The sequence below is a fragment of the Pseudoalteromonas sp. S408 genome, from assembly GCF_005886645.1.
GTDB lineage: Bacteria > Pseudomonadota > Gammaproteobacteria > Enterobacterales > Alteromonadaceae > Pseudoalteromonas.
In genome coordinates, this window is sequence record NZ_PNDY01000013.1 from 50,428 (window position 1) to 74,272 (window position 23,845).

Consider the following 23,845-nt stretch of genomic DNA (forward strand, 5'->3'; position numbering starts at 1 on the left):
GTTGTTATGTAACTATTCCACTATAAACTGAACCGTTACATTTGTACTGTAAGTTATTTTTTCAAATGATGTCTGGGATCGCTCTTCACTGTTAACACTTGAATAATCACTTCTCTTAACTCTACTTCCCGTTACTACAATTCTTTCAATATCGTCATTTGCAAACGAGGCTTGATTAGTAAAAGATATCGGCTTTAGTTTGAGCCCTAAACTTTTAGCGTAAAATTCTTTTTGTTTTAATACTTTATTTAATGCTTTTTCTTTTACTTTTTGTTTATAAAGTTCTTTTTCCGAGTGCCTGTATTCTGTACTTATTAACGTGACTTCATCGTAGGAATCTACAATTTTTGCAATACTTTGTAGGCCTGTTTCATTGTTTATAACAACAGTCACAGTGTTAGCAACTTTATAACTATCAGGTTTATTCCCAAACCAACCATAATCAGGTGAAGTTGAAAACTTTGAGTTTTTAATGTTTTCTAATGGAATTTTATTGGCGGTTAGTGCAGATGATATATCAGCCCTAACTTTAGCGTTTTTACTTAATGATATTGCTAATTTATCATCTTCCGTTGTTACTAACAGACTCAAAACAGCTTCATCTTTGAATGCAATTTCTTCGGCGCTTTCTGTAATAGATATAGTTTTAACTTCAGGGTGTAAAAAGCTTTTAAGCTCCTTAGGGCTACCTTTTAACTCTGTCTCTGCTGAAGCAGAAAGTGTAAAAAGTAATGCAATAGTCATTATTTTAAATTTCAAGAATACACTCCATAGTATAATTAGTTACATAACGCCGAGCTAAGCGGCGTGAAATGGTTGGCTAAATTTTGCGAGGCACGAGCGAAGCCAACCTTTGAACGTCCGTGTTTGAGCGATTTGTTAGGTAACTATTTGAACCAACCAGACAAATTTTCTATGTCTATGAACTCACAACCATTTGACTCTGTTATATGAAGAGTAGAATGCTCTGCATAATCTTTTTTAATTTGAATATGTACACCATGAAATTTAGGACTTAAGAAAGTAACTATATCGCTAGGTGAACGATACTCTTTTTTTGCATATTCTTCATCCCAGTCATAGACAGGAGTTGGAATATATAATTCTGAATCCTCTGTACCTTCAAGATCATAAATTATTGCTGCTGTGTCATATTCCGAAGGGATTCTAATATATAAATCACATAAGCCAGTAAAGCGACCACAGGACAATAGTGCTTCTACCCCAAGCGAATTTTTGTCACCTGCTTTAAGAACAAAGCCTTGCATATCAAAACAACCATTTGAAGCATACGAGCTAAATGCTTGAAGCATTAAAATCCACACTAGATATTTGCGCATGACCTTCCTTAGTTACCTAACGCCCTAATAATGGGCAAAAAATTGTTGGCTAAAATGTTGAGGAACGAAAACAGCCAACTGTTTTTTGTCCTTATTAATTAGCTTGTTAGTTTGCAATTTTAAACTCCGGTGCCCAATCATCGCTTACAGAATGGTGCTTGTAAAATGCATTTATGATCTTTTTAGGGTACTTGGAAAATCGAGCGCTTTTTAAATCACTAAAAAGACTCAGTGACTCAAGTGATAAGTCTTTTGGAACCACACCAAATAGCTCTAGGTACTTTAAATTAGGGAGCATTGATAAGGGACATAGTGAATCAATTATTGTCTTTTTACCCGAGGAGTCCCAGCTTGGCAATGTTTCAAGTGAGATCGTTTCGAGTTGTCTTAAAATAGGGAAAGTTTCAAGGCTTGAAATGTCTGGCAAATGAACAATTGATAACAGCTTTAATTTCGAGCACTTTTCAAGGAAATCAAAATCATCCTCAGGCAATGTCGCTATAGATAGTTGCTCTAAATTCACACAATTAGAGATTTGATTAAGCGACTCAAAGTTACAATGCCAGACCGTCATAGAAATAACCTCCTCAGGTTTTTCTATTTGTGGCATAACTCTACTTTTATCTCTCATGAATTCGATGTGCACGGTGCTTCCTTGCAAACTAACATGTTTATAGCGAGCTAATCGCGCGTATTTCTACCAAAGCGTAGCTCGTTTTCTTATTGGTTTATTTTTAACAAACTTGTCAACTAATTGCCAGTGTTATTAAAATTCATCAGTGCTCGTTTTTCCTCTCAGTATAAAACGAGCGACTGGGTCGTTTTCTTGACTATGCGAGCGACTGAGCTATAACTGTATATACATACAGTTAAAATTCGACGGATTGAAAATGAAAACTCGCTCTGCGTATTTAAATTACATTGCGGACTATATGCTCACTCGACAATATTCATTAAGAACTATTAATGCTTATTTGAGTTGGATCGCAAATTTTATTCACTTTCACAACAAACGCCACCCAAGCTCAATGGGAGATTCAGAAGTCGAAGCGTTTTTAGACCATATTGTATTAAAACGTAACATGTCAGCTAAAACACAATGTGCAGCTTTAAATGCGTTAGCTTTTTTATATAAACATATTGTCAAAAATGAACTTTCGTTAAACTTGAACTTTGCACGAAGTAAGCGACAGCCCAAATTGCCTGTTGTGATGACCCCTGATGAGGTCAAACAATTGATGGTTCATCTATCTAAGCGATATTACTTAATCGTGGGGTTAATGTATGGTAGTGGCTTGCGAGTGATGGAGGCTGTGCAGCTGCGAGTAAAAGACATTGATTTTGATTATAAATGCATTCAAATTTGGAACGGGAAAGGCAATAAGCATCGTATCGTTACACTTGCAACTGAGTTGCTCCCGTTACTTAGAAATCAAATTATGCAAGTTGAAGAATATTTGCGATTAGATTTACAAAACGAACAATACGCAGGCGTATGGATGCCAAACGCTTTAGCTCGTAAATATCCGTCAGCTAACAAATCACTCGCGTGGCAGTACTTATTTCCTTCCTACAAATTAAGTAGTGATCTAGAAACCGGCGAGATACGGCGTCATCACTTCCATCCAACATGTGTTAGAAAAGCGGTTAAAAAGGCATTAAAGCAAACCAATATTACAAAGATTGTTACGCCTCATACCTTTCGTCATTCTTTTGCAACACACTTGTTACAAAGTGGAGCAGATATAAGAACGGTGCAAGCTCAGTTAGGTCATACAGGTGTTAAAACCACGCAGATTTACACTCATGTTTTACAGCAAGGAGCAAACGGTGTTGTTAGCCCGTTAAGCAAAATTTTCTAGAGTAAGGCCTACTATGAGGCAAACAAATGGGCAAAGCACATATTTTCCAGTAGTAAAAATGTAAATCCATCAATACCACAATATGCATAAAAACATATCACAGAGTATTTCAACATGGCCTTTTAGAGTACTGGAACATTTTTTGGAGGATAGCTATAAAACTTTTTTATCTCACTCTTTTTGTTGCCGCTTACTTTTTCGTGCGTCATAATCTAACGCCTTATTTATTAGCGGACTTTTTATGAACTGGCTTGCGCAATTACCGACTCAACGAACACCTTGGCTTTTATTTTCTGCGATTGTTTTTATGCTAGAAGTAACCGCATTGTTTTTTCAATACAATATGGGGTTAGCGCCTTGTATTATGTGTATATATCAACGAACCGCGGTATTAGGATTACTTGGCGCGGGTATTGTTGGGTCAATTAATCCACAAAGCAAAATAATGCGTATAGTTGCTTATATTGCTTGGGGAGTATCGAGCATTTGGGGGTATTTAATTGCCCGTGAGCACATAGATATGCAAACAACCACCGATCCATTTGCGTTTAGCTGTGAATTTGAGCCTAATTTTCCATCGTTTATGCCGCTGCATGAATGGATACCAAGCTTTTTTGAAGCCACTGGCGATTGCGGTAACATAGATTGGGAGTTTTTATCGCTTAGCATGCCTGCTTGGATGGAAGTTATTTTTGCATTTTTTGCACTGGCATTTTTTATTGTATTGGGTAGTCGATTAATACTAAAAAGAACGGTTTAATAATTATGTTTACATTTTTTTCTAGCCAACTTAAACAGTTACAGCATTTAAAAATACGCGAGAGGCAGCTTGTTATAGCACGGTCTTTATCAATGTTGTCGCCAACAGACCGTGTATTACTCCGTATTATCAAAATATTGCTATTAAGCCCATTATTTTTAATATTTACCCTTTTTGAAGGTTGGTTAATTATTCCCTTTTTACTATTAGGTGGACTTTTTTATCCGTTATTAACCGCCCCTGTTGATATTAATTTTGCACGAAGAAACCTAGACGAAGCACTACAACAACATGAAAAGGGCGCTTAGCGCCCTTTTTTTTAAAGTTTAACTTTACCTTCTAACTTGCTCATTACTTTTTTACCTATCCCCTTCACCTTGGCTAAATCCTCAAGGCTTGTAAATACACCATTTTCATCTCGGTAATTTACTATTGCTTGTGCTTTTTTCTTACCAATTCCAGGCAGTTTAGCTAACATTTTAGCATCTGCATCATTAATGCTCACCGCCTCGATGGGAGCCATAGATTTGCTTACTTCAGGTAATTGCGCGTAAGAGGTCGTAACAGGTAGGATACTTAATAAGCTTGCTATAAGTAAAATTTTAAAGGTTTTCATTTTATCGTCCTTATTGTCCATTTTAGAACATATTTATTTTAATTATTAGGAACCCAAAAATAACAAACGCGAGGCTAGCCACTTTGGAGGTACCTAAATGCATTATCACTTTTCTCCGAAATCCTTAAAATGCAGCTGGTACAACCAAGTGATATATTAAATAAAGTTAAGTTACCGTTTTTTGTCAAATTTAAGACACTTAAAAATTACAACTCTGCGCTTGCATATTTACTTGCAAACCTTTACTGTATATAAAAACAGTAATCTTATGGTTTTTTATAAACCACAGTGCCAAGCAAGTTTGCAGGAGAAATCATGGCTGTTGTTGTTAAATATGTTGTAGAACGAAACGGAGTCGAACGCATGACGTTTACTACTAAAAAAGAAGCTGATGCCTATGACAAAATGCTAGACATAGCAGAATCACTTGAGCTGATGCTAGAAAAAGTAGACGTGCCATTAAGTGAGCAACAAATAGAATCGCTTGCGTTAGAAATAGCAAAAAGCAAAGACGACTTTATGTCGGTACTTAAAGGTGCCAAAGAACCTGCTACTGCTAAAGCGGTAAGTAAAAATAAAAAGTCAGATAACGTTGCATCGATAGACGATAACAACGCCAAACAAGCAAGCTAAATATTTTGCAAAAAGAAAGGGAGCAACTTAGTTGCTCCCTTTTTTACAGCTTTTATAAAAACAAATATTAATTAAAGCTCTTTCTCTACTTCATCAAATAACGTTGTTATATCTGAATTAGGCTCATTGGTTGCTAAACTTACAACTACAATAGCAATACTCGCGAGTATAAAGCCCGGGACAATTTCGTACATTACGCTACTTAAACTTTCACCATTGATTGTGAACGGGCCGTAAATCCATAGTAAAACGGTAACCGCACCCACAACCATCCCCGAAAGCGCACCCGCAAAGTTCATACGTTTCCAGTAAAGGCTAAACAATACAAGCGGCCCAAATGCAGCACCAAAGCCTGCCCACGCATTACTTACTAAATCTAAAATAGAGCTGTCTCTATCGTACGCTAGATAAATAGCGAGTATTGCAACAATAGACACGCTAATGCGCCCTACCAGTACAAGCTCTGCGTCGCTGGCTTCTTTACGTAAAAATGTTTTGTAAAAATCTTCAGTTAGTGAGCTTGAACTTACTAATAGCTGAGATGAAATTGTACTCATAATTGCAGCTAATATTGCAGCAAGTAAAAAGCCAGCAATAAGTGGGTGGAACAGGAGCTCTGAAAGGATCAGGAATATAGTTTCAGGATCATCCACTACTATATTATTCTCGTACGTATAAGCCGCACCAAAAATACCTGTACCTACGGCGCCTATTGCAGCAACAATCATCCAAGACATACCAATACGACGCGCTGTTGGCATATCTTTAACACTGCGCACCGACATAAAACGCACAATTATATGTGGTTGCCCAAAGTAACCCAGGCCCCACGCCATTGCTGAAATAATACCTAGCGCAGACCCTGCACCTATCCAACTAAGCATGTCTGGGTTAACGCTGTTTAAGGTTGACTGCAATGGTTGATCTAATAATGAATAAGCAACAGCGGGCACTAAAATAAGTGCAATAAACATAATACAGCCTTGCACGAAGTCAGTTAAACTAACCGCTAAAAAGCCACCAAAGAGTGTATACAAAACAACAACACCCGTTGTGATATACAGCCCCATTTCGTAGCTTAAGCCAAATGAGCTTTCAAATAGTTTACCACCGGCAACAACGCCTGAAGAGGTATACAGTGTGAAGAACACAATAATTACAACTGCCGATACAACACGTAGTAAATTTGATTTATCGTTAAATCGGTTAGAAAAGTAATCAGGGATGGTAATAGAGTCATTCGCTTTTTCAGTGTAAACCCTTAGACGCGGTGCAACTAAAAAGTAGTTTAACCATGCACCGGCAATTAAGCCAAATGCAATCCATGTGCTACTTAAGCCAGTAACAAACATGGCGCCAGGTAAACCCATTAAAATCCAGCCACTCATATCTGAAGCACCCGCTGAAAGTGCTGCAACACTTGGTGACAAGTTTCTACCACCCAGCATATAACCAGAAACATCACTTGTTGACTGCTTATAGGCATATAAACCAATACCTAGCATAACAACAAAATATAGTGACAATGAAATGATCATTCCTGTTTCCAAATTCGCCTCCATAAAACAATTAAAAGTAGCAGGCTTTTGATCCGAATATTGACTCTTAAAATTTTATAATAAAGTCACTATTAGGATAAAAGCATTCTTTCGGACTATATCATGCCTGCCATAAAAATCTCTATTTGTTGTATTTTCTTAGTTTAAAAATAATCATGTTGAAAACGATTGCTAAAAAAAGCGTTTTAACATGTACAAAATAGCTAAGCGCATTTATTTAATAATGCTATTTCATTATTTAGCAAAATATACAGCATGCTATTTTGTATGTTTTCTAATATATTATTACAATAGCGACTGACTTGACTGACACGGATTTTTTTATGTATTTTTATGCTGCGCGCCAACCTATTTTAAATCGTGATAAAGAGCTTATTGGCTACGAGCTTTTGTTTCGTGATGGCGTGGATAATGTATTCCCCAATATAGATGGTGACGAAGCAACTACGCGCTTAATTGAAGGCAGTCAGTTTAACTTTGGTTTAGAAGACTTAACCGATAACAAGCCTGCTTATATTAACTTTACACTCGAAACCTTACTTAAGGGTTACCCTACCCTATTGGGTAAAGACACCATTGTTGTAGAAATACTTGAAACAATTCAACCCGGTAAACGCTTACTTGCTATTGTTAAAGACCTAAAAGACAAGGGCTATACCATCGCGCTCGATGATTATATTCACCAGCCGGTATGGCGCCACTTTTATCCGTTTATCGATATTATTAAAATCGACTTTTTAACGTGTGATTTAGCAACAATAAAAACCATTATAAAAGAGCTAAAGGCACAACCGCATATAAAGCTTTTAGCAGAAAAAGTAGAAACATATGAAGCATACAGCTTAGCGTTAGAGCTTGGCTTTGATTACTTTCAAGGATTTTTCTTTTCAAAACCAGAAATGGTTAAAAGCAAAGCGCTACCGCCATCAGAAATGGCCCTTGCAGAATTACTCTACCAAACGTCAAGTGTAGAGATGGATCTTAAAAAAATCACCGATGTATTTGAACGTGATGTAAACCTGTCTTACAAACTACTTAGATACTCAAACTCAGCAGCTTTTACACGACGAGCGGAAATAAGCACAATAAAACAAGCGCTTATTGTTTTAGGTGCTCAAGAAATTAAAAAACTGCTCTCTTTGTTATTTGCTGCACAAGTATCGGCTGATAAACCGGTAGAGTTAATTAGGTTATCTCTCACGCGCGCTCGCTTTTGTGAACTATTAGCTATTTCACATGGGCAAATGAAAGATACAGGCATGGCGTTTTTAACCGGTATGATGTCGCTAATGGATGCCATTTTAGATGAAAGTATGCAAAGTGTGATGCAAAAGCTTCCTTTATCTAACGACATTAAAGCGGCATTGTTAGATAACGAAGGATTATTAGCGCAATATTTAAACCTTGTTAAGCATTACGAAAAAGCAGATTGGTCACAAGCAAACGACATTTCTAAGGCACTCAATATTGCCGACCAAGTTCCTGATGCTTATCATGAAGCATTAAGCTGGGTTAACGAGCAAATGAGTTTGATGGTTAATACCTAAATATAACGTAGGGTACTTAGTAAACCTTATTTCATAATAAAAACGCCAGCATTTAGCTGGCGTTTTTACGTTTGATTCACTTATAAACTTTCTAGAAAGTCTTCATCAAAGTCGGCTGGCTCTTCTTTAATTGGCGGATTGCCATCGTAAAGCTCGAATAATTGACGTTGAAAATAAATATCTTTTACAAATAAGTAGGGGTCAAGTGAGTCATTTAAAAGCCCTTCTTGCGCCATTAAAGACGCGCGTGCTTCTACTGCTTTTAAAGCAAAAACTAACACAGTTTGTGGCGTAGTTAGGGCTATTTCTGGTAATACAAAATTATCTACTACGTCACCGGTTAAGTTTCTTGCTGTTGTTGGCCCCATTGCTGGTAGCATTAAGTATGCACCATCACCAATGCCCCACACGCCCATTGTTTGGCCAAAATCTTCATCTACTCGATTTAAACCAAGAGAACTAGCGACATCAAAAATACCAAAAATGCCCACTGTAGAATTCACTAAAAAGCGTGCAAGGCTAACACTGGCGTTACCCGGTTTACCCTGTAGCCCAGCATTTACCATATCAACCGGTGCAGTTAGGTTATCCGTAAAGTGAACAATGCTTTGACGCACAGGCACAGGAGTCACAGCAACATAACCCACTGCTGCTGGGCGAAGTATGTAAGCGTCTAAAACATCCATATTAAAGTCATACAGCGGACGGTTAATACTTTGTAATGGATCTCTTTCATCGACTTTACTTTCTGGTACTTGCGCACAACCGGCAAGTATCAAAAAGCTTAAAAAAGCTAAACTTTGTCTTAACATGTGTCGTCCTTAAGGTATTAATGTATCTATTTTAAGTTGGTATTCACTTACGCTTTCACGCTTTAGTGAAGAGGAATGCCCTTCTAATTCACCTGAACTTGGCATAACAGAGTCATCTAACGAAACACGCGCCGATATAATAATATCTTCTGCGCTAGATAAGTTCATACCTTCAACCATGGCAGTGCTGTCGTTTAATTCAACTGTAATAGGGAATGAATACGAAGTGAGTTTTACAGCAGCAAGTGGCATTGGCGAACCGCTCGCGGCTTTTGCAAATACAAACAAAGTCCCTTCTTGCGGCAATTTACTAATAAGCTCACTGGCAACATTAACGGTAACAGCAATGCTATTGGCTTTAGTTACTGGCATTACAGAACCTTCGCTTTGCATTTGCAGTTCAATATCTGCAATACGCTGAGATATTAAGCCATAACGAGAATCATTTTTTTCCATACTGGCTAGTAATACTTCAAATGCAGCTTTGGCTTGAGGCCAGTCCTTTCGCTCGTAAGCAATCAGCGCTAATAACGAAATAGCATCTAAATTAGTGGGCTCTGCATTTAATACTTTTGACAACATACCCGCAGCACGTGTCATGTTGGCTTCACTGCCTTCAAGGAGTAAAATTTGGCTGTAACTTATTAATACCTGTTTGTTATCAGGGTTCATGCGCAGTGCTTTATCAAATGATTGCTGAGCCATATCAAACTCATTCAATGACATCGCAACACGACCGAGTAACATCCATGCCATTTCGTCATCGCCTGATCGACTTAACTTAGTGCGCAGTGCCAGTGCAAATGCTTGTAGCTCATTTTGAGTAAGCTGCTCGCCTTTTTGCATCACTGCGCGCTCACCGTATTCAGTCAGATTATCCATGGCATCGTGCCATGCTGATATTTGTTGTTGGCTACCTGTTAAACTATAAAAAATACCGCTTAGTGCAATAACAAATGCCCCCCCTGTCAGGGCAAAAATACGGTTGTTACCTTTACTAATCAATGATTTTTCTGGTGACAGCTCATTAAGTAAGCGGCGTTTTAGTTCTACTATCGATTCAGAGTAGTTAACATCATCAATACGTTGGTTATCTAAATCAGTCTTTAAATCGACTAAACGCTGTTCATAAATACTTATAAGCTCTGCATTTGCGTTATGAGTAATTGTTTTAACACGCTCTTTTTGCAAAAAAGGCAGCATAACAAACGCCAGTGCAATCAGTGTGAGTAAAGCAAAACACGCCCACATTAAAATCATTTAACTTTGCTCCTGACGTTTATTTTGTTCAATTAGCTTATTTAAAAGTACTTCATCTTGGTTGCTCCAGGTCTGCTTTACAGACGCTTTACGCTGACGGATTACAATAAAACCAAATCCAACAATAACAATGAGTACCGGCAATACCCAAAGTACCAGTGTTGCAGGTGTCACAGGTGGGTCGTAATGAACAAAATAACCATAGCGGTCAATCATGTAGTCAATTACTTCGTCTTTTGTGTTGCCTTCTTTAACTAGCTCTACCACTCTTTCACGAAGGTCTTTGGCAACAATAGCGTCTGAATCTGCAATATTTTGGTTTTGACATTTAGGACAACGAAGTTCTTTTGTAAGCTCTTCAAAACGAACCGCTTGCTCGTCGGTATCAAATACGTAGCGATCAGCTTGTGCTAATGCGCTTGTCGTTAGTAAAAGGCTGAGTGAAAACAATAGCCACTTCATTATTTCAGCTCCTGCATCATAGGTGCAAATTTAGAACGCCATACTCGTGGATTAATATCACCGGTATGGTGTAGCAAAATGGTGCCGTTTTTATCGATTAAAAATGTTTCTGGCGCACCCGATACGCCCAAATCTAACGACAGCGTGCGGTGTAAATCCAAAATATTAAACTGATAAGGATTACCCGCACGCTCAAGCATGTCTTGTACTTCAGTACGTAGTGCTTGCATGTCAAAAGGACCATCAAAGTCTGCGTCGTAACCTTGCACATAATACAAGCCAATAATTTTAACGCCTTGCTCTCGCAACTTTGTTAAGTAACCCAGCTCTGCTAAACAGGTTGGGCACCACGTGCCCCACACATTCAATAAATAAACCTCGCCTTTTAACGCTTCGTTGGTCCATTGCTTGTTGTCTTGCATTAAATCAGGAAGGGTAAAAGCCGGCATTTCATGGCCAATTCGCCCTGTTTGTATTTCACGTGGGTTTGCAAACAGCCCTTGGTACAAAAATATACAAATAAAAGCAAAGGCTAAAAGAGGCGCTATGGCTAACAATTTACGGTTCATAGCACGCTCTCCGCCGCAGCTTTTCGAGCTGTTTTTGCAGATGTACGGTAACGTTTATCAAACAAAATCATAAACCCTGCAAGTGAAATTAATACACCACCAATCCATAACCAACGCACAAACGGCTTATGGTATATGCGAAGCGACCAAGCTCCTTGGCTTAATTGCTCGCCTAGAGCAAGGTATAAATCACGAGTAAAACCAGCGTCAATGGCAGCTTCTGTCATGAATTGCATGCCAATGTCGTATTTACGTTTTTCAGCGTACAAACGAGTCACTACGTCATCGTTTTTTAGCACCGTAACAACACCAGCATGGCCACTGTAATTAGGTCCACGAATTGTTTTAACGCCTTCAAAACGGTAGTTATATTGGTTTAGCTGCACTGTATCACCCGGCTTCATCGATACGTCGCGCTCAACCGAGTACGCAGAGGTTAGCGCAACACCCGCAATAACAAATGCCATACCAATGTGGCCCAACACCATGGCCCAATAACTAACACCTAAGCGTTTTAACCCTTCTTTTAATGAGCCATGCACTGCAGCTTTAGTCACAATGTCAATCAAGGTTGAAATGGCAACCCACACACCCAGCGTTGTTGCTAATAGCGTAAGTGGTGTGACTTCATCGTAAGCTGAAAATAACCATACACAAGTAATTGCCACACTGGCCAAAACACCCACTGCGATTTTATTTTGTAAAAACGCCCATTTGTTTTGCTTCCAGCGTAAAAAAGGGCCAATACCCATTAAAATAGCAAATGGCACCAGTAGTATTGCAAACATCTTATTAAAAAATGGTTCGCCTATAGAAATACTGCCTAAGCCCATTTCTTTATGCACCATAGGCAGCAGAGTACCTAGTAATACAATTAAGGTTGCCACAACTAAAAAGATATTGTTTAGCCATAATGCCACTTCGCGCGATACAAACTTGTATCGACCTTCGCTGTGAACCTGCGATACCCTAAGTGCATAAAGCGCTAAACCACCGCCAACAACTATTCCTAAAAAGGCAAGTATAAACAAACCTCTGTCTGGATCTGTTGCAAACGCATGAACAGATACAATAATGCCTGAACGCACGATAAACGTGCCTAGCAAGCTTAACGAAAATGCAGCAATTGCCAGTAAAACGGTCCACGATTTAAAAATACCGCGCTTTTCTGTCACGCTTAGCGAATGAAGCAAAGCGGTTGCAACAAGCCATGGCATTAGCGACGCGTTTTCTACTGGATCCCAAAACCACCAGCCACCCCAGCCAAGTTCTGCATAAGCCCACCAACTGCCAATTGTAATACCTAGGCTTAAAAAGCCCCACGCGGTCATTGTCCACGGGCGTGACCATTTAGCCCATGTATTGTCGAGTTTTCCAGTTAAAAGTGCTGCAATTGCAAACGAAAATGCAACCGATAAGCCAACATAGCCCATGTAAAGTAATGGCGGGTGAATAATCATACCGGGATCTTGTAAAAGCGGATTTAAATCTCGTCCTTCTACCGGAAAGTAAGGAAGTAAACGTTCAAATGGGCTTGATAGAAGTAAGGTATACATCATGAAGCCGACTCCTAAAAAGCCAAGTACACCTAAAACACGGGCACGTAAAACCCAAGGTAATGACTTTGAACGAGCAGCTACGACAGCAGTCCATCCAGCTTGCATCACTAACCAAAGCAAAATTGCTCCTTCATGGCCGCCCCAAGTCGATGTTATTTTGTAATACCAAGGCAGTGTGCTACTTGAATGATAAGCCACATATGACACGGTAAAATCATCAGTTAAACTTGCGTATATAAGCGCAGCAAACGAAATTAATACAAACGCAAACTGACCAATAGCTAAAGAGGGGGCTGCACGCATTAAGCGAAGATTACCTGTATGTGCGCCCCAAAGTGGAAAAATACATAATAAAACGCTCAGCACCATGGCGAGAGTTAAAGAAAAGTAACCAATTTCTGGGATCATAGCTAATTACCACTATCTAGGTTGTATTTTGGTTTTTCGTGCTTAATGCCTTTAACCGCCTCAGCAACTTCTGCCGGCATGTATTCTTCATCATGCTTGGCCAGTACTTCAAACGCTTCAATGACATTAGGTTCAATTAAAACACCTTGCGCAACAATGCCCTGCCCCTCGCGAAACAGATCAGGTAATATACCTTGGTACTTCACGGTAACTAATGGACCTGTATCAATTAATTTAAAGCTTACTTCTAAGCTTTTCTCGTTTCTATCAACAGATCCTGGGACGACCATGCCACCAATACGCAGTTTTTGGCCGATAAATGGTTTTTCTTTATTCGGGCCTTTGCCGTCAATCAATTCACTTGGGGTATAAAATAAGTTTATGTTTTCTTGTAAAGCGTAAAGCACTAAACCTATGGCAGAACCCAAGCCAAATAAAATAGCAACAATGACTAATAAGCGTTTTTTACGTCTGGGATTCATGATGCTTGCTCCTGCTTGGCTTGCTTAATACGCTCTTCGCGCACAATTTGTTGCTCTACTGAAGCCATAATACGTTTAGTATCTCTTAAAGAGCTCACTAAAATACCCAGTAAAATAACTGCACATGTACCAAATGAAAGCCATACATAAAACCCATAGCCTCCCATTGCAATAAAATCAGAAAAAGAGTCAAACTGCATAATTACCCCCTATTAAGCAACTGGCGCACCCATGGGCGATGCTTTTCTCGTTGCAAAATTTCATTTTTAAGACGAATTAAAGTGACTGTGCCAACAAACGCTGCAAAGGCTAAAATATTTACCATTAATGGCCAAAACATGCTTGGGTCAACTGCATTGGTATTGAATTTAGTAATGCTTGCTCCTTGATGAAGGGTATTCCACCATTCAACCGAAAAGTGAATTATTGGTAAGTTAATCACCCCTACAATAGCCAAGATTGAAGCCGCGCGACCAGCCGCTTTTTTATCTTCAAAAGCGTGGTATAACGAAATGACGCCCAAATATAAAAATAATAAAATAAGCTCCGATGTAAGTCGTGCATCCCACACCCACCAAGCGCCCCACATAGGTTTACCCCATGCAGCCCCGGTTATCAGTGCTATTGCCGTCATACATGCGCCAACAGGGGCTATTGCAATTACGGCAAGTTCTGCATTTCTGAGTTGCCATACAAGTGCAACAATAGCTGCAATGGCCATAGAGGAATATGCCCCCATTGATAAAATGGCAGAAGGAACATGAATAAAAATGATACGGTAGCTGTCTTTTTGTTGGTAATCGGCAGGTGCAAAACCAAGCCCCCACACCCAACCAACGAGCATACTGACAACCGTAACTACGGCAAAATAAGGCAAGAACGTATTGCATAACTGGTATGCACGCTCTGCTTTAGCATAGGGATGTAACCACTTCCACATTAACTTATACTCACTTTTAAAGCTGACGATATGGCGATTGGTGCGCTAATAATAGCGATAACTAACATAGCACCAAGGATGGCAAGTTGTCCGCTATAATCCAGCGACATAACACTGGTATCGATAGCCGACGTTGCAAAAATTAAAACTGGAATATACAAAGGCAGTACGAGTAAACTCATCAAAATACCCCCTTTTTGTAGCCCAACAGTCAGCCCAGCCCCTATTGCACCAATAAAGCTTAATAACGGTGTACCCAGTAATAACGTTAAAACAGTGGCCACCAGCGCATTACTGTCTAAGTTAAGTAACAACGCAAACAGTGGTGTCATGAGGACTAGGGGCAATCCCGTTACCACCCAATGGGCTGCTACTTTCGCAAGCACTGTGAGTGACAAAGGGTACGATGAAGCAATTAACTGCTCAAGAGATCCATCATTAAAATCATCTCTAAACAATTTATCTAAACCCAACATGGTAGAGAGTAAAGCGGCAACCCAAATAATACCGGGCGCCATTCTAGCAAGCAGACCGGGCTCAGGACCTATTGCTAACGGAAACAAAGAAATAACAATTAAAAAAAACAATATTGGGTTTACAATTTCAGCTCGCTGGCGAAAAGCAAGCTTCACATCTTTAATAAAAACCGCGCTAAATAGTAACCAATAAGAGTGTTGACGAGTCATCAGTGACGATACTCCAATGTGACTGTTTGTAAATCACTAAAATGAGCGGTTAAATCTTGGTGAGTAGTTAATAATATGGCGCCATTATTATTTAGATGTTGAGTAAATCGCTGCTGCAAAAATGCAACACCGCTTTTATCGAGTGCGGTAAATGGTTCGTCTAATACCCATAATTTTGCGTCGCTTAGCCAAAGCCTAACTAATGCAACTCGTCGTTGCTGGCCTGCCGACAGCATTCTAACAGGCACGTCTTCAAGGCCCACCAAACCTAACTTTGCCAAAATTGGATACAGGTCGGGCTCATTTGAATAGCCGTTGATGCGTAACCAAAAGCGTACATTTTCAACAGCGCTCAACTGTATGTTAACACCCGTTTTATGGCCTATAAAAAGTAAGTCGTGAGCAAACTCTTCATAGTATTTATTTATTGAGCGTTCTTGATACAAAACCTCGCCTTCATCAGGCGCAGAAAAACCGGCGATGATACGCAATAGCGATGTTTTACCAGCCCCGTTAGGACCCGCTAATTGCATGATTTGACCGCTTTTAAGGCTAAAATTAAGGTCCGCAAACAAACAACGTTCTTGCTTGATGCAGGAGACGGACTTAATGTGTAACAAGATGACGATTCTCTCTGCCAAAAATTAGGCGTTAGTCTACCATAATGATAGGGTAATACGAATATTGCTTTAAAATCGATTCACTTAAAATAGAGAAAACTTGATTTAAAATAATGAATACGCCAACGCAAATAACATTATCTAATTCATTGGTTATCAATTCATCAACTAATAACCAAACCAATGAGTTACCACAATTACCAGGTGAAGTACTTGCGGCTAAAAACATTCAATTTTCTAAAGACTCCATTACCCTTGACGTACTCGTTAATAAGCATTGGCAAACTCTCAGGCTAGGTACAACCCATGCGCCTCAATCTTTAGACAAAATAGCCAGCGCTAATATTCAATTAAGTGCAGATGGTAAACAGCTTGCTATTTTGCCCAATGTAACAACACTCACAATTAATAAACCCGCTCAATTACAACGCTTACTCAATTTTATTAGTACCGGTGCCGAGGTTGAAAGCAAACCACTTGCCGTTCAGGTTGCTTTAACGCCGGCACCAAAATTAATTATTGATAAGTTCAATGCCAGTATTGCCATTAATAAAGACGTGGCACAATTGCTCAGCACAGAGCAACCCTTAAAGCTCGTTATGAGCACCAGTAGTAAAGGGGCGCAAATTAATGTTATTAATCGCTTTGCTGATACCGTTCATACACAGCCGCTAAGCCAAACGAAGCTGGTTAAAATGCTAACAAGCTTGTTACCTAATGCACAACTACACGCAACGCCAAAATTAGCCATTTTAACGCATCCTCAAAAATCAGGTTCTTTTACTACACAAGTATCGAACGCGCAGCTAGCTGAACTTCCTCGTTCGCCAGTAAAAGTAAGTCTAACAAATCAAGCAGACAAGCTAGTAATAACAACACAAGCCGAAAACGCAAAAGTGATGCTAAGTAACTCTTTTTCCAAGCCCTTTAATGAATTACTGACTGCGCAACACGCCAATTTATCAACCTCACCCACACACAATAATAGCAGCATCAAAGTAAGCCCATTGGTGAGTACTCATAGCCCTATAAAATCGTGGCTTCAAACAAGTTTTAGTGATTTAAAAACGCGAATTAATGATGCCGTTAGCTATTTTGAAAACAAATCGTTTGCAAACGAAAATAAAGCTCAACTCTCGCCATCACTCACTTTAAACAAGCAGTTAAAAGCCGCCCCCCCCTTAACAAATAAAATTAATGTAATTGAGCATGCAGGTATACAAGTTGCTACTAATGCGCAAAAGCCCAGTGGTGATCGTGCTAATATTTTACCTAAGCATTTCTCTCAACTGCCGCCTATTGTACAGTTAACGCAGTTAATAAAAGCAAATGTCGCTGTTTGGCAATCTCCTAACGCCAAAGTTGTGAGTAGCCATTTGCAAATACCTGATGCAAAAACAACAAATACATCAGAAAATAAGCAGCCACAAATCGAAAAAGCCACTCAGCAAAGTAAAACAGCGCTAGGTACACAACCAGTTGCACCGTTAAGCACTCAAATAAAAGCAGAACACGCAGCCAAAAATACAGAGCAAGTATTAAAAAGCTCAACAGCCCAAGTTCAAACTACCTTGAATAACGAACCGCAAAAACAAACTAGAGTTAAAGAGCTAAATTCTCTGCCTCTAACAAAAGTGGGACTTAGTCATGTGCAACAAGCTAACACAGATAATAAACTGGCCACGCTGCCTATCCCCAAGCCTAATAGCCAAACAGCTCAGCAAACACACGTTGTATCTTTAACACCAGCAAATAATAACCTTTTAAGTACAGTTTTTAATAACACAGCGACTATTGCTTCACAAAGCCAAATGCTTCAACCTATTGAAGCTAAAATATTAACACCGCTTTTAAAACTGCCACCATCGCATGACTCAACTCAAAAAACCTCAGAAGAAAAACCCCCATTGAGCAGTCAAATAGCCGATATTCAAGTTAAAGCCACTAAACAAACACCTGACCTTAATGCATTGGTTAATCAGGCTTTTAATCGGATGGTATCAAGCAGCAACGTCAGCCCGACTGCTGTGCAAAGAGAAATACTGGCGACATTGCAACCTCATAGCTTAACGCATGACACCCTGCAAAGTAGCTTCACCAAAGGGCTTGAGCAGCTAGCCGTCAGTATTTTGGCCGCCCCTATTATTAACCAATCTGTAACCCCTATTACTTTTGAGTCAAAAACAGGTATTGATGCATTACTACAGGTGCTTATGCCTACGTTTAAAACTGGCAAAGCAAGTTCAAAAATACTCGAGCAACTGCAGCAATCACAAGTTCAAGCGCTTGCTGGAGAGCTTGTTCAGGTTAAAAACACGCTCACACAAGTTAATGTTTCAACACCTAACCAGCAACCTGAGAGTAACCCGCTGGCACAATTTTTATTGCCGATGAAATTACCGCCAGAAGCAGCCCAAACAGAAATAGCTCTTGGGCAATATAAAAAGCCATCGGCAGATAAACTAGAGCCGAAAAACGTATGGTTTGTTAGATTAAATTTTGATTATGCCGAGCTTGGACAACTGCAAATTACAGCCGAGCTAATGGACAAATCACTCGACTGTCAGTTACTCGCGTCAAGCCAAGAAGTGAGTGCTATTGCGCACCCTCACCTTGATAACTTGCGCTCAAAACTTGCTAAACATGGCTTACAAGTTGCCGAGCTAAACCTAAAACGAGGCGAAGCAACCCATGCTGCTTTTTATAAATCTCATGCAATTATTAATATTAAGGTGTAGTTATGAGTGCTCCCCCTAAAAGCAAATCGGCAATTGGCCTTTTATACGAAACCGGAAGCGCCCCCACGTTAAGCGCTAAAGGCTTTGGCGAATTAGCTGAAGAAATCATTGCAGCAGCAAAACAGAAAGGGATCATGATCCACGAAGACCCTGACTTAGCAAAAACCTTATCGCACCTCGAATTAGGTGAGGAAATTCCAAAAGAGCTTTATTTTGTGATTGCAGAACTGATTGCGTTTTCGTATGTATTACGTGGGCAATTTCCACCAGGATGGCAGGACTTTCAGGGTAAGTTGAATATAAAAGCTTAACATTAGGAAAGGCGCTAAGCGCCTTTAACGTTTACTTTGGTAAATTAGTCATTTTTTTCTGCTCAAGCATTTCTTTCCAATGCATTACTTCGCTTGGCAAAATAGGCGTTTTACCTTCAAAGCCAGCCACTTCAAGCATTTCTTCAATACTAATAACGCCTTTTTTGCTTTTAAATACACCACGCACGTAAGCTATAGCATGCAAACCTCGGTCAGAGTGGAATTTTTGCTCTATATAAAAATACTTATGATCCCACCCTACTAACTTAGTGCTAATGGTGTATTTTTGCATCGGTTTTATATCACGAATATAAGTGATTGCTGTTGCATTAACGATAGGAAACCATCGGCGTTTCATTATTTGCTTAAGTAAACCAACACGCTCGGTCATCCACGTTCGCGACAAGTCCATCATTGCCAAATAACGCGAATTAGTTAAATGCAGATTAATATCACAGTCAGTCGGGAGTGCTTTGTAGTCAATATCTACGGTATCAAGTAAATCTTGATAGTGTTTATTACGCTTAATTTTAAAAAATAATAATAGGAGTCGAATATATAAGTTCACAACAAAGGTCTTACCAGTAAAATTTAATTGAGTGTATCACAAGCACTTGCGAAGACGAATGTTCTCCCTTACTCTTAATTCACTCATATATATAAAAATAAAACGCTTATGAAACCTCTACTACATATAATTACGTTTATTGGATTACTTCTACCAAGCTATTCGGCGCTAGCTGATTTTTCACTGCCAGGAAAAGGGACCATTACCTACTCCACTGGAATACAAAAAAACTTTGAATTTGGTTTTGCATGGCAGCAAAAAGCTGAACAATTTAAAATTGGCGCTAAAAGCTACGCTATGCAAAGCATTCCAAGTTCATACTCAGTGGCTATTACACTATCAAAAGATGAAAGCCAGGTATGGGTGCAAGAGTTTAACAATGGTTTTATTGAAGGGTTTAATTGGCAAATTGGCGAGCATACTGTGTCACTGAAAAAGCAAATGTTTAGTGACCGAGTAAAAGGCGATTACGTTATAGAGTTAAATAACCGTAGTTACTTTTTTACCCGTAACAATGCCAGTATTGTTATAAACTTTAATGAAGACGGTATTGAAACTATTGCTATTGATGGTGTTACAAAAAATATGGGCACTAAAAACTAGTCCCATATTTCTGTTTTAGAAAAATCTAAACCTTAACGGTTTTTCTATTAATACCGTAGTCGCGTAGCTTATTTGCCACTGCGGTATGACTAAGCCCTAAACGTTTAGCGAGCTGCCTTGAACTTGGGTAGGCTGGATAAAGCTTACGTAATAATGTGGCTTCAAAACGTTTTACTGCTTGATCAAGCGATCCCTCAAAGTCTGACTCCAAATACCCTAATTCATGCGTAAACGTAGGCAGTTGTAAATGCTCTAAACGTAACTCACTGTCATCTAACAAAGACACTGCACGGTAAATAGCATTTTCAAGTTGGCGTACATTACCCGGCCATGGGTATTCTTGTAAAAAGCTTAAGCACTCTTGTGATAATAACGGGATTGCGTGGCCATTTTGCTGTGCGTATTTTTGAATAAAGTGCTCTGCGAGAGGCCCTACATCAGCTTTACGATCTCTTAACGGTGCAATTTCGAGTGTTAATACATTAATTCGGTAGTATAAATCTTCTCTAAAAACACCTTCTTGTACCATTGCGGGTAAATCTTTTTGAGTAGCAGCAACAATACGAACATTTACCTTTACTTCGTTCTCATCGCCTACTTTTCTGAAAGTCCCGTCTTGTAAAAAGCGCAAAAGTTTAGTTTGCAATTGGGTCGACATTTCACCCACTTCATCTAAAAATACAGTACCGCCATCGGCTTGCTCTAGTACACCGCGTTTAGGAGCTGCATTTTCTTCGTAACCTGCATAACCAAATAATTCAGACTCCGCTACATCGTCAGGTAACGACGCGCACGAAAGCGCAATAAACGGCTTAACTGATCGATTAGATGCATAATGACACGCTCGCGCAAGTAACTCTTTACCTGTGCCCGTTTCACCAGTAATGAGTATTGGGGCTTCTAGTTGCGCCATTTTTCGAGCTTCACGAACAACACGGCGCATTGCAGTACTAAAGTTATGAATGGTTGCAAAGCTCTCTTGTCCGTAGCGTCTGAATGCACTAACTTGCTGCCCTAAACGACTTTGCGACTTAATATTAATAACGGCACCAGCTAACACATCGCCTTCACTGCCTTGCGGCACGGCAATAGGCAGAATATCAGCAATAAAGTCTTCTCCAGCGACTTCAACTCGGGTGGTTTGCCCCAATACTTCTTTGCCTTCCAACCAACGAGTAAAGTTAAAGCCTTTGAGTAAGTTATTAATATTGGCACCAATTACTTCTTTTTCGCTTAACTGCAGGTCTTTACACGCAGCATCATTACATAAACGCACCCAGCCCTTAGCGTCAATAGAAATAACCCCATCAGGTAATGCACGTAATAAGGTATTTAATTCGTTATGCTCTCGTTCAGAAGGAAGAAATGCGGTAGTGCGTACATCATGCACACCATCAATAAGACGAATCGAAGGCATGATTTTTTGAAACTGCTCAAACTCAATTTCGGGAAAGCTCACATACATACGGCAATTAACAGAATCAACCTCAATACCTTTTAAATCAACACTGTAGTTAACTAAAATATTAAGGATTTCTTGGGCTATACCGATTCTATCAGCACAGTGAATATCTAGACGCATACATCCTCAAAGCAGGAAAAACTAAATTAGCCGAATAATACGCTAAGTCGCTTTGAGAAGGTAGCTTATTGTAAACATTTTTGGACAAACTTGCGTTTTAACTAAGGCGCAGGAATAACAGCCTAAATACGCTACGCAGTAGTGCTAGCCTACTGCATAGCTAAATTGTTTTTTAACCTTGAGGATAGGCAGACCATTCTTCGCCATCAAGTTGTATGTAAGGGCGTTTATTAACGTACATCATAATTGTACCCGCATTTTCGGCTACTTTTGATGCTTTAGGTAGGTTTCCTACTAAATTTGCAATGCTGTTGTTGCCACCAAAAACATTTGTTTCAAGTGCTTTAGCAACAATTTCAGACAGGGCAAAGTAGCTAGTCGATTCGTTAATCATAATTTGCGAGTAACTTTGAACATCCGGACCAATAAATTTAATAGCCGTCGGCACAGATACAATACTAGGGCTGGGTATTTCGCGAAGGCCAGCAAATTGAACTTTGTCACCTTTTAATGCTGCGCCATGCTCAGGCACTATCATTAACATGACGTTACGACCACGCTTTTCAAGGTTTTTAATAAAGCGGTTAATATCAGACAGTAAATTAGCGTGCCTGATTGGGTAACTTTCAAGGCTATTCATACGTTTTTGATTAGCTAACTGGTTACCGTCGTGCAAACTTGTTGTGTTGTAGTACATTGCACATGGCTTACAATCGTCAGCCTCATTTTCAAGCCAGTTGTTCAATACTGCCCCGTCAGAGTATATAGGGCTATTATCAAACCCATATTGAGCCACCGGCATTGAGCTGATATTAAGTGGTTTATTATTCAAACCACCAAATTGATCAATTAAACCTTTAAAGTTATCAAAATGCCCATCGTGGTTCATTACCACGCTACTTTGATACCCTAACTTTTCTAAGTTTTTGAATAAATAGCACTGCTCTGGTGCATCGTTAAATAAAGCGGTTTGACTGGTTTGCCCACAACTTGCTCGAAGCAACCTAATTGCGGCAGGCCCACTGTACGATGTAGCCGAATTAAAGTCTGAAAACACCACATCGAAGTCACTAAACATATCTTCAACACTGACACCAATGGCACTTAAATCATCAATTGCCATAGAGCAAATATTTAACACAATGACATCAAATAACTCACCATTTACCTGCGAAGGAAAGTGACTCACTAGGTGGCTTTGTTGCTGGTAAAAATCAGTGAGTTTTTGATCAGGTGTTTGAATGGCGCGAGTAATAACCTGTGTTTGTTGCTCAGGTTGATTATATGGGGTGGTATTCGCTGAGTTGTTTCCAGCAACAGTTGACGATTGTTCGCTGTCTCCCTGCCAGCCAATAATAAGTAACCCCACAATGGTGATTGTTGTAAAGCGTAACCACTGCGATGTGTACCAAAAGCAGACTGTGATAACAAATAATGCTAATAACATATCAACACTAATTACGCGTGCTAAAAGCTCAATAAAATAGCCGAAGCTAAAATCTTGAACATTACCTGCTTGTTTAGTTAGTCTATTTAAAGGCGGTAACCACGAGTCTTGATATAATATAACAATTGCCAAAGAGCCGCCAAATACGTGCTTTGCTTTTTCGATTATTGTTTTTTTGAACTTAATTGCTAAAAAAGCAGCAAGTGCAGCATTGGTCAGTACATTAAAATCAATTGCACCATAGTAAAATAGGGCAAATTTAGCCAGAAAATAAAGGTTCCAAGCTCCTAAACCTGATAATTTCACTGCTCATCCTTTTTTTTGTTATTGGGTGTGTAAGGTTCAAGTACTTCATGTTTAAAAGTAACCTTGTAATAATATTTTTTTACTCTGGCTAGTATGTAAGTTGCTGACATGCACAACATAATACCGACGAGCATAGCCAAAATAGCGGTAATAAAAAGCTGATCAATACTCATGG

Annotated in this window: 27 protein-coding genes; 8 read left to right on the forward strand and 19 right to left on the reverse strand. The window is 39.4% G+C overall.

Translation table 11 applies throughout. The features are described from left to right. Positions 1 to 12: 12 nt before the first annotated feature. The 3 genes from CWB62_RS11565 to CWB62_RS11575 all read right to left on the reverse strand — a co-directional run bounded on the left by CWB62_RS11565 (position 13) and on the right by CWB62_RS11575 (position 1,986). The gene (locus tag CWB62_RS11565; RefSeq protein ID WP_138527440.1) at positions 13 to 759 is read right to left on the reverse strand and encodes an SIMPL domain-containing protein; all 747 of its coding nucleotides are present in this window, start codon (positions 757 to 759) and stop codon (positions 13 to 15) included. Between the two features lie 128 nt (positions 760 to 887). Continuing rightward, positions 888 to 1,340, reverse strand: coding sequence for a hypothetical protein (locus tag CWB62_RS11570; protein WP_058405093.1), 453 nt, complete (start codon positions 1,338 to 1,340; stop codon positions 888 to 890). A gap of 106 nt (positions 1,341 to 1,446) precedes the next feature. Next, a complete protein-coding gene (locus CWB62_RS11575) occupies positions 1,447 to 1,986 on the reverse strand; it encodes a hypothetical protein (RefSeq protein WP_058405092.1) in 540 nt (179 codons plus the stop codon). 244 nt (positions 1,987 to 2,230) lie between these two features. On the opposite strand from CWB62_RS11575, the gene CWB62_RS11580 reads away from it, so the two are divergent. From CWB62_RS11580 to CWB62_RS11590, 3 genes are all read left to right on the forward strand, one after another. Continuing rightward, a complete protein-coding gene (locus CWB62_RS11580) occupies positions 2,231 to 3,202 on the forward strand; it encodes an integron integrase (protein WP_058405091.1) in 972 nt (323 codons plus the stop codon). Between the two features lie 241 nt (positions 3,203 to 3,443). Next, a complete protein-coding gene (gene dsbB / locus CWB62_RS11585; protein WP_058405090.1) occupies positions 3,444 to 3,962 on the forward strand; it encodes a disulfide bond formation protein DsbB in 519 nt (172 codons plus the stop codon). A 5-nt stretch (positions 3,963 to 3,967) separates the two neighbouring features. After that, entirely contained in the window at positions 3,968 to 4,270 is a 303-nt protein-coding gene (locus CWB62_RS11590) for a DUF6170 family protein (protein ID WP_058405089.1), read from the forward strand. A gap of 11 nt (positions 4,271 to 4,281) precedes the next feature. Here the strand turns inward: CWB62_RS11590 and CWB62_RS11595 are convergent, their stop codons facing one another. Beyond that, positions 4,282 to 4,578 carry a ComEA family DNA-binding protein gene (locus tag CWB62_RS11595; RefSeq protein WP_058405088.1) on the reverse strand — a complete coding sequence of 99 codons (297 nt, stop codon included), beginning with the start codon at positions 4,576 to 4,578 and terminating at the stop codon, positions 4,282 to 4,284. A gap of 315 nt (positions 4,579 to 4,893) precedes the next feature. On the opposite strand from CWB62_RS11595, the gene CWB62_RS11600 reads away from it, so the two are divergent. Then, positions 4,894 to 5,211, forward strand: a complete 318-nt coding sequence (locus CWB62_RS11600; protein ID WP_058405087.1) for a YebG family protein — start codon at positions 4,894 to 4,896, stop codon at positions 5,209 to 5,211. 71 nt (positions 5,212 to 5,282) lie between these two features. Here CWB62_RS11600 and putP read toward each other — a convergent pair whose 3' ends face one another. Beyond that, positions 5,283 to 6,761, reverse strand: a complete 1,479-nt coding sequence (gene putP / locus CWB62_RS11605; RefSeq protein WP_058552264.1) for a sodium/proline symporter PutP — start codon at positions 6,759 to 6,761, stop codon at positions 5,283 to 5,285. A 332-nt stretch (positions 6,762 to 7,093) separates the two neighbouring features. On the opposite strand from putP, the gene CWB62_RS11610 reads away from it, so the two are divergent. Next, a complete protein-coding gene (locus tag CWB62_RS11610; RefSeq protein WP_058405085.1) occupies positions 7,094 to 8,317 on the forward strand; it encodes an EAL and HDOD domain-containing protein in 1,224 nt (407 codons plus the stop codon). 80 nt (positions 8,318 to 8,397) lie between these two features. On the opposite strand, the gene CWB62_RS11615 is transcribed toward CWB62_RS11610, so the two are convergent. Genes CWB62_RS11615 through ccmA form a run of 10 tightly spaced genes read right to left on the reverse strand, consistent with a single transcriptional unit; the run spans position 8,398 to position 16,115 of the window. Continuing rightward, the gene (locus CWB62_RS11615; RefSeq protein ID WP_008127611.1) at positions 8,398 to 9,129 is read right to left on the reverse strand and encodes an MlaA family lipoprotein; all 732 of its coding nucleotides are present in this window, start codon (positions 9,127 to 9,129) and stop codon (positions 8,398 to 8,400) included. 9 nt (positions 9,130 to 9,138) lie between these two features. Next, entirely contained in the window at positions 9,139 to 10,389 is a 1,251-nt protein-coding gene (gene ccmI / locus CWB62_RS11620; protein ID WP_138527441.1) for a c-type cytochrome biogenesis protein CcmI, read from the reverse strand. After that, positions 10,390 to 10,851, reverse strand: coding sequence for a cytochrome c-type biogenesis protein (locus CWB62_RS11625; protein ID WP_058405083.1), 462 nt, complete (start codon positions 10,849 to 10,851; stop codon positions 10,390 to 10,392). It abuts the gene before it with no gap. Then, the gene (locus CWB62_RS11630; RefSeq protein WP_058405082.1) at positions 10,851 to 11,420 is read right to left on the reverse strand and encodes a DsbE family thiol:disulfide interchange protein; all 570 of its coding nucleotides are present in this window, start codon (positions 11,418 to 11,420) and stop codon (positions 10,851 to 10,853) included. Before CWB62_RS11630 ends, CWB62_RS11625 begins: the two co-directional genes overlap by 1 nt. Next, positions 11,417 to 13,387 (reverse strand): heme lyase CcmF/NrfE family subunit, encoded by a 1,971-nt coding sequence (locus CWB62_RS11635; RefSeq protein WP_138527442.1) that lies wholly within the window; start codon positions 13,385 to 13,387, stop codon positions 11,417 to 11,419. The genes CWB62_RS11630 and CWB62_RS11635 overlap by 4 nt, the downstream gene beginning before the upstream one ends. A 2-nt stretch (positions 13,388 to 13,389) precedes the next feature. After that, on the reverse strand, positions 13,390 to 13,869 hold the full coding sequence (gene ccmE / locus CWB62_RS11640; RefSeq protein WP_138527443.1) for a cytochrome c maturation protein CcmE: 480 nt from the start codon (positions 13,867 to 13,869) through the stop codon (positions 13,390 to 13,392). Next, complete coding sequence (gene ccmD / locus CWB62_RS11645; RefSeq protein WP_138527444.1) at positions 13,866 to 14,069, reverse strand: heme exporter protein CcmD; 204 nt, start codon at positions 14,067 to 14,069, stop codon at positions 13,866 to 13,868. Before ccmD ends, ccmE begins: the two co-directional genes overlap by 4 nt. A gap of 2 nt (positions 14,070 to 14,071) precedes the next feature. Further along, complete coding sequence (locus tag CWB62_RS11650; RefSeq protein ID WP_058405078.1) at positions 14,072 to 14,809, reverse strand: heme ABC transporter permease; 738 nt, start codon at positions 14,807 to 14,809, stop codon at positions 14,072 to 14,074. After that, on the reverse strand, positions 14,809 to 15,495 hold the full coding sequence (gene ccmB / locus CWB62_RS11655; RefSeq protein ID WP_058405077.1) for a heme exporter protein CcmB: 687 nt from the start codon (positions 15,493 to 15,495) through the stop codon (positions 14,809 to 14,811). The genes CWB62_RS11650 and ccmB overlap by 1 nt, the downstream gene beginning before the upstream one ends. Next, positions 15,495 to 16,115 carry a cytochrome c biogenesis heme-transporting ATPase CcmA gene (gene ccmA / locus CWB62_RS11660; protein WP_138527445.1) on the reverse strand — a complete coding sequence of 207 codons (621 nt, stop codon included), beginning with the start codon at positions 16,113 to 16,115 and terminating at the stop codon, positions 15,495 to 15,497. The genes ccmB and ccmA overlap by 1 nt, the downstream gene beginning before the upstream one ends. 113 nt (positions 16,116 to 16,228) lie before the next feature. Between ccmA and fliK the strand changes: the two genes are divergently transcribed. Next, positions 16,229 to 18,853: a flagellar hook-length control protein FliK gene (gene fliK, locus CWB62_RS11665; protein WP_138527446.1), complete on the forward strand. Its 2,625-nt coding sequence runs from the start codon at positions 16,229 to 16,231 to the stop codon at positions 18,851 to 18,853. Between the two features lie 2 nt (positions 18,854 to 18,855). Next, complete coding sequence (locus tag CWB62_RS11670) at positions 18,856 to 19,164, forward strand: EscU/YscU/HrcU family type III secretion system export apparatus switch protein (RefSeq protein WP_138527447.1); 309 nt, start codon at positions 18,856 to 18,858, stop codon at positions 19,162 to 19,164. Between the two features lie 31 nt (positions 19,165 to 19,195). Here the strand turns inward: CWB62_RS11670 and CWB62_RS11675 are convergent, their stop codons facing one another. Continuing rightward, a complete protein-coding gene (locus CWB62_RS11675; protein ID WP_006791400.1) occupies positions 19,196 to 19,732 on the reverse strand; it encodes a thioesterase family protein in 537 nt (178 codons plus the stop codon). Between the two features lie 108 nt (positions 19,733 to 19,840). On the opposite strand from CWB62_RS11675, the gene CWB62_RS11680 reads away from it, so the two are divergent. Continuing rightward, positions 19,841 to 20,335 (forward strand): hypothetical protein, encoded by a 495-nt coding sequence (locus tag CWB62_RS11680; RefSeq protein WP_058405072.1) that lies wholly within the window; start codon positions 19,841 to 19,843, stop codon positions 20,333 to 20,335. 25 nt (positions 20,336 to 20,360) lie between these two features. Here CWB62_RS11680 and tyrR read toward each other — a convergent pair whose 3' ends face one another. The 3 genes from tyrR to CWB62_RS18645 form a co-directional block, all read right to left on the reverse strand. After that, positions 20,361 to 21,917, reverse strand: a complete 1,557-nt coding sequence (gene tyrR / locus CWB62_RS11685; RefSeq protein ID WP_006791402.1) for a transcriptional regulator TyrR — start codon at positions 21,915 to 21,917, stop codon at positions 20,361 to 20,363. Between the two features lie 172 nt (positions 21,918 to 22,089). Further along, a complete protein-coding gene (gene bcsG / locus CWB62_RS11690) occupies positions 22,090 to 23,670 on the reverse strand; it encodes a cellulose biosynthesis protein BcsG (protein ID WP_138527448.1) in 1,581 nt (526 codons plus the stop codon). Next, positions 23,667 to 23,843: a hypothetical protein gene (locus tag CWB62_RS18645; protein WP_171034589.1), complete on the reverse strand. Its 177-nt coding sequence runs from the start codon at positions 23,841 to 23,843 to the stop codon at positions 23,667 to 23,669. The genes bcsG and CWB62_RS18645 overlap by 4 nt, the downstream gene beginning before the upstream one ends. Positions 23,844 to 23,845 lie beyond the last annotated feature (2 nt).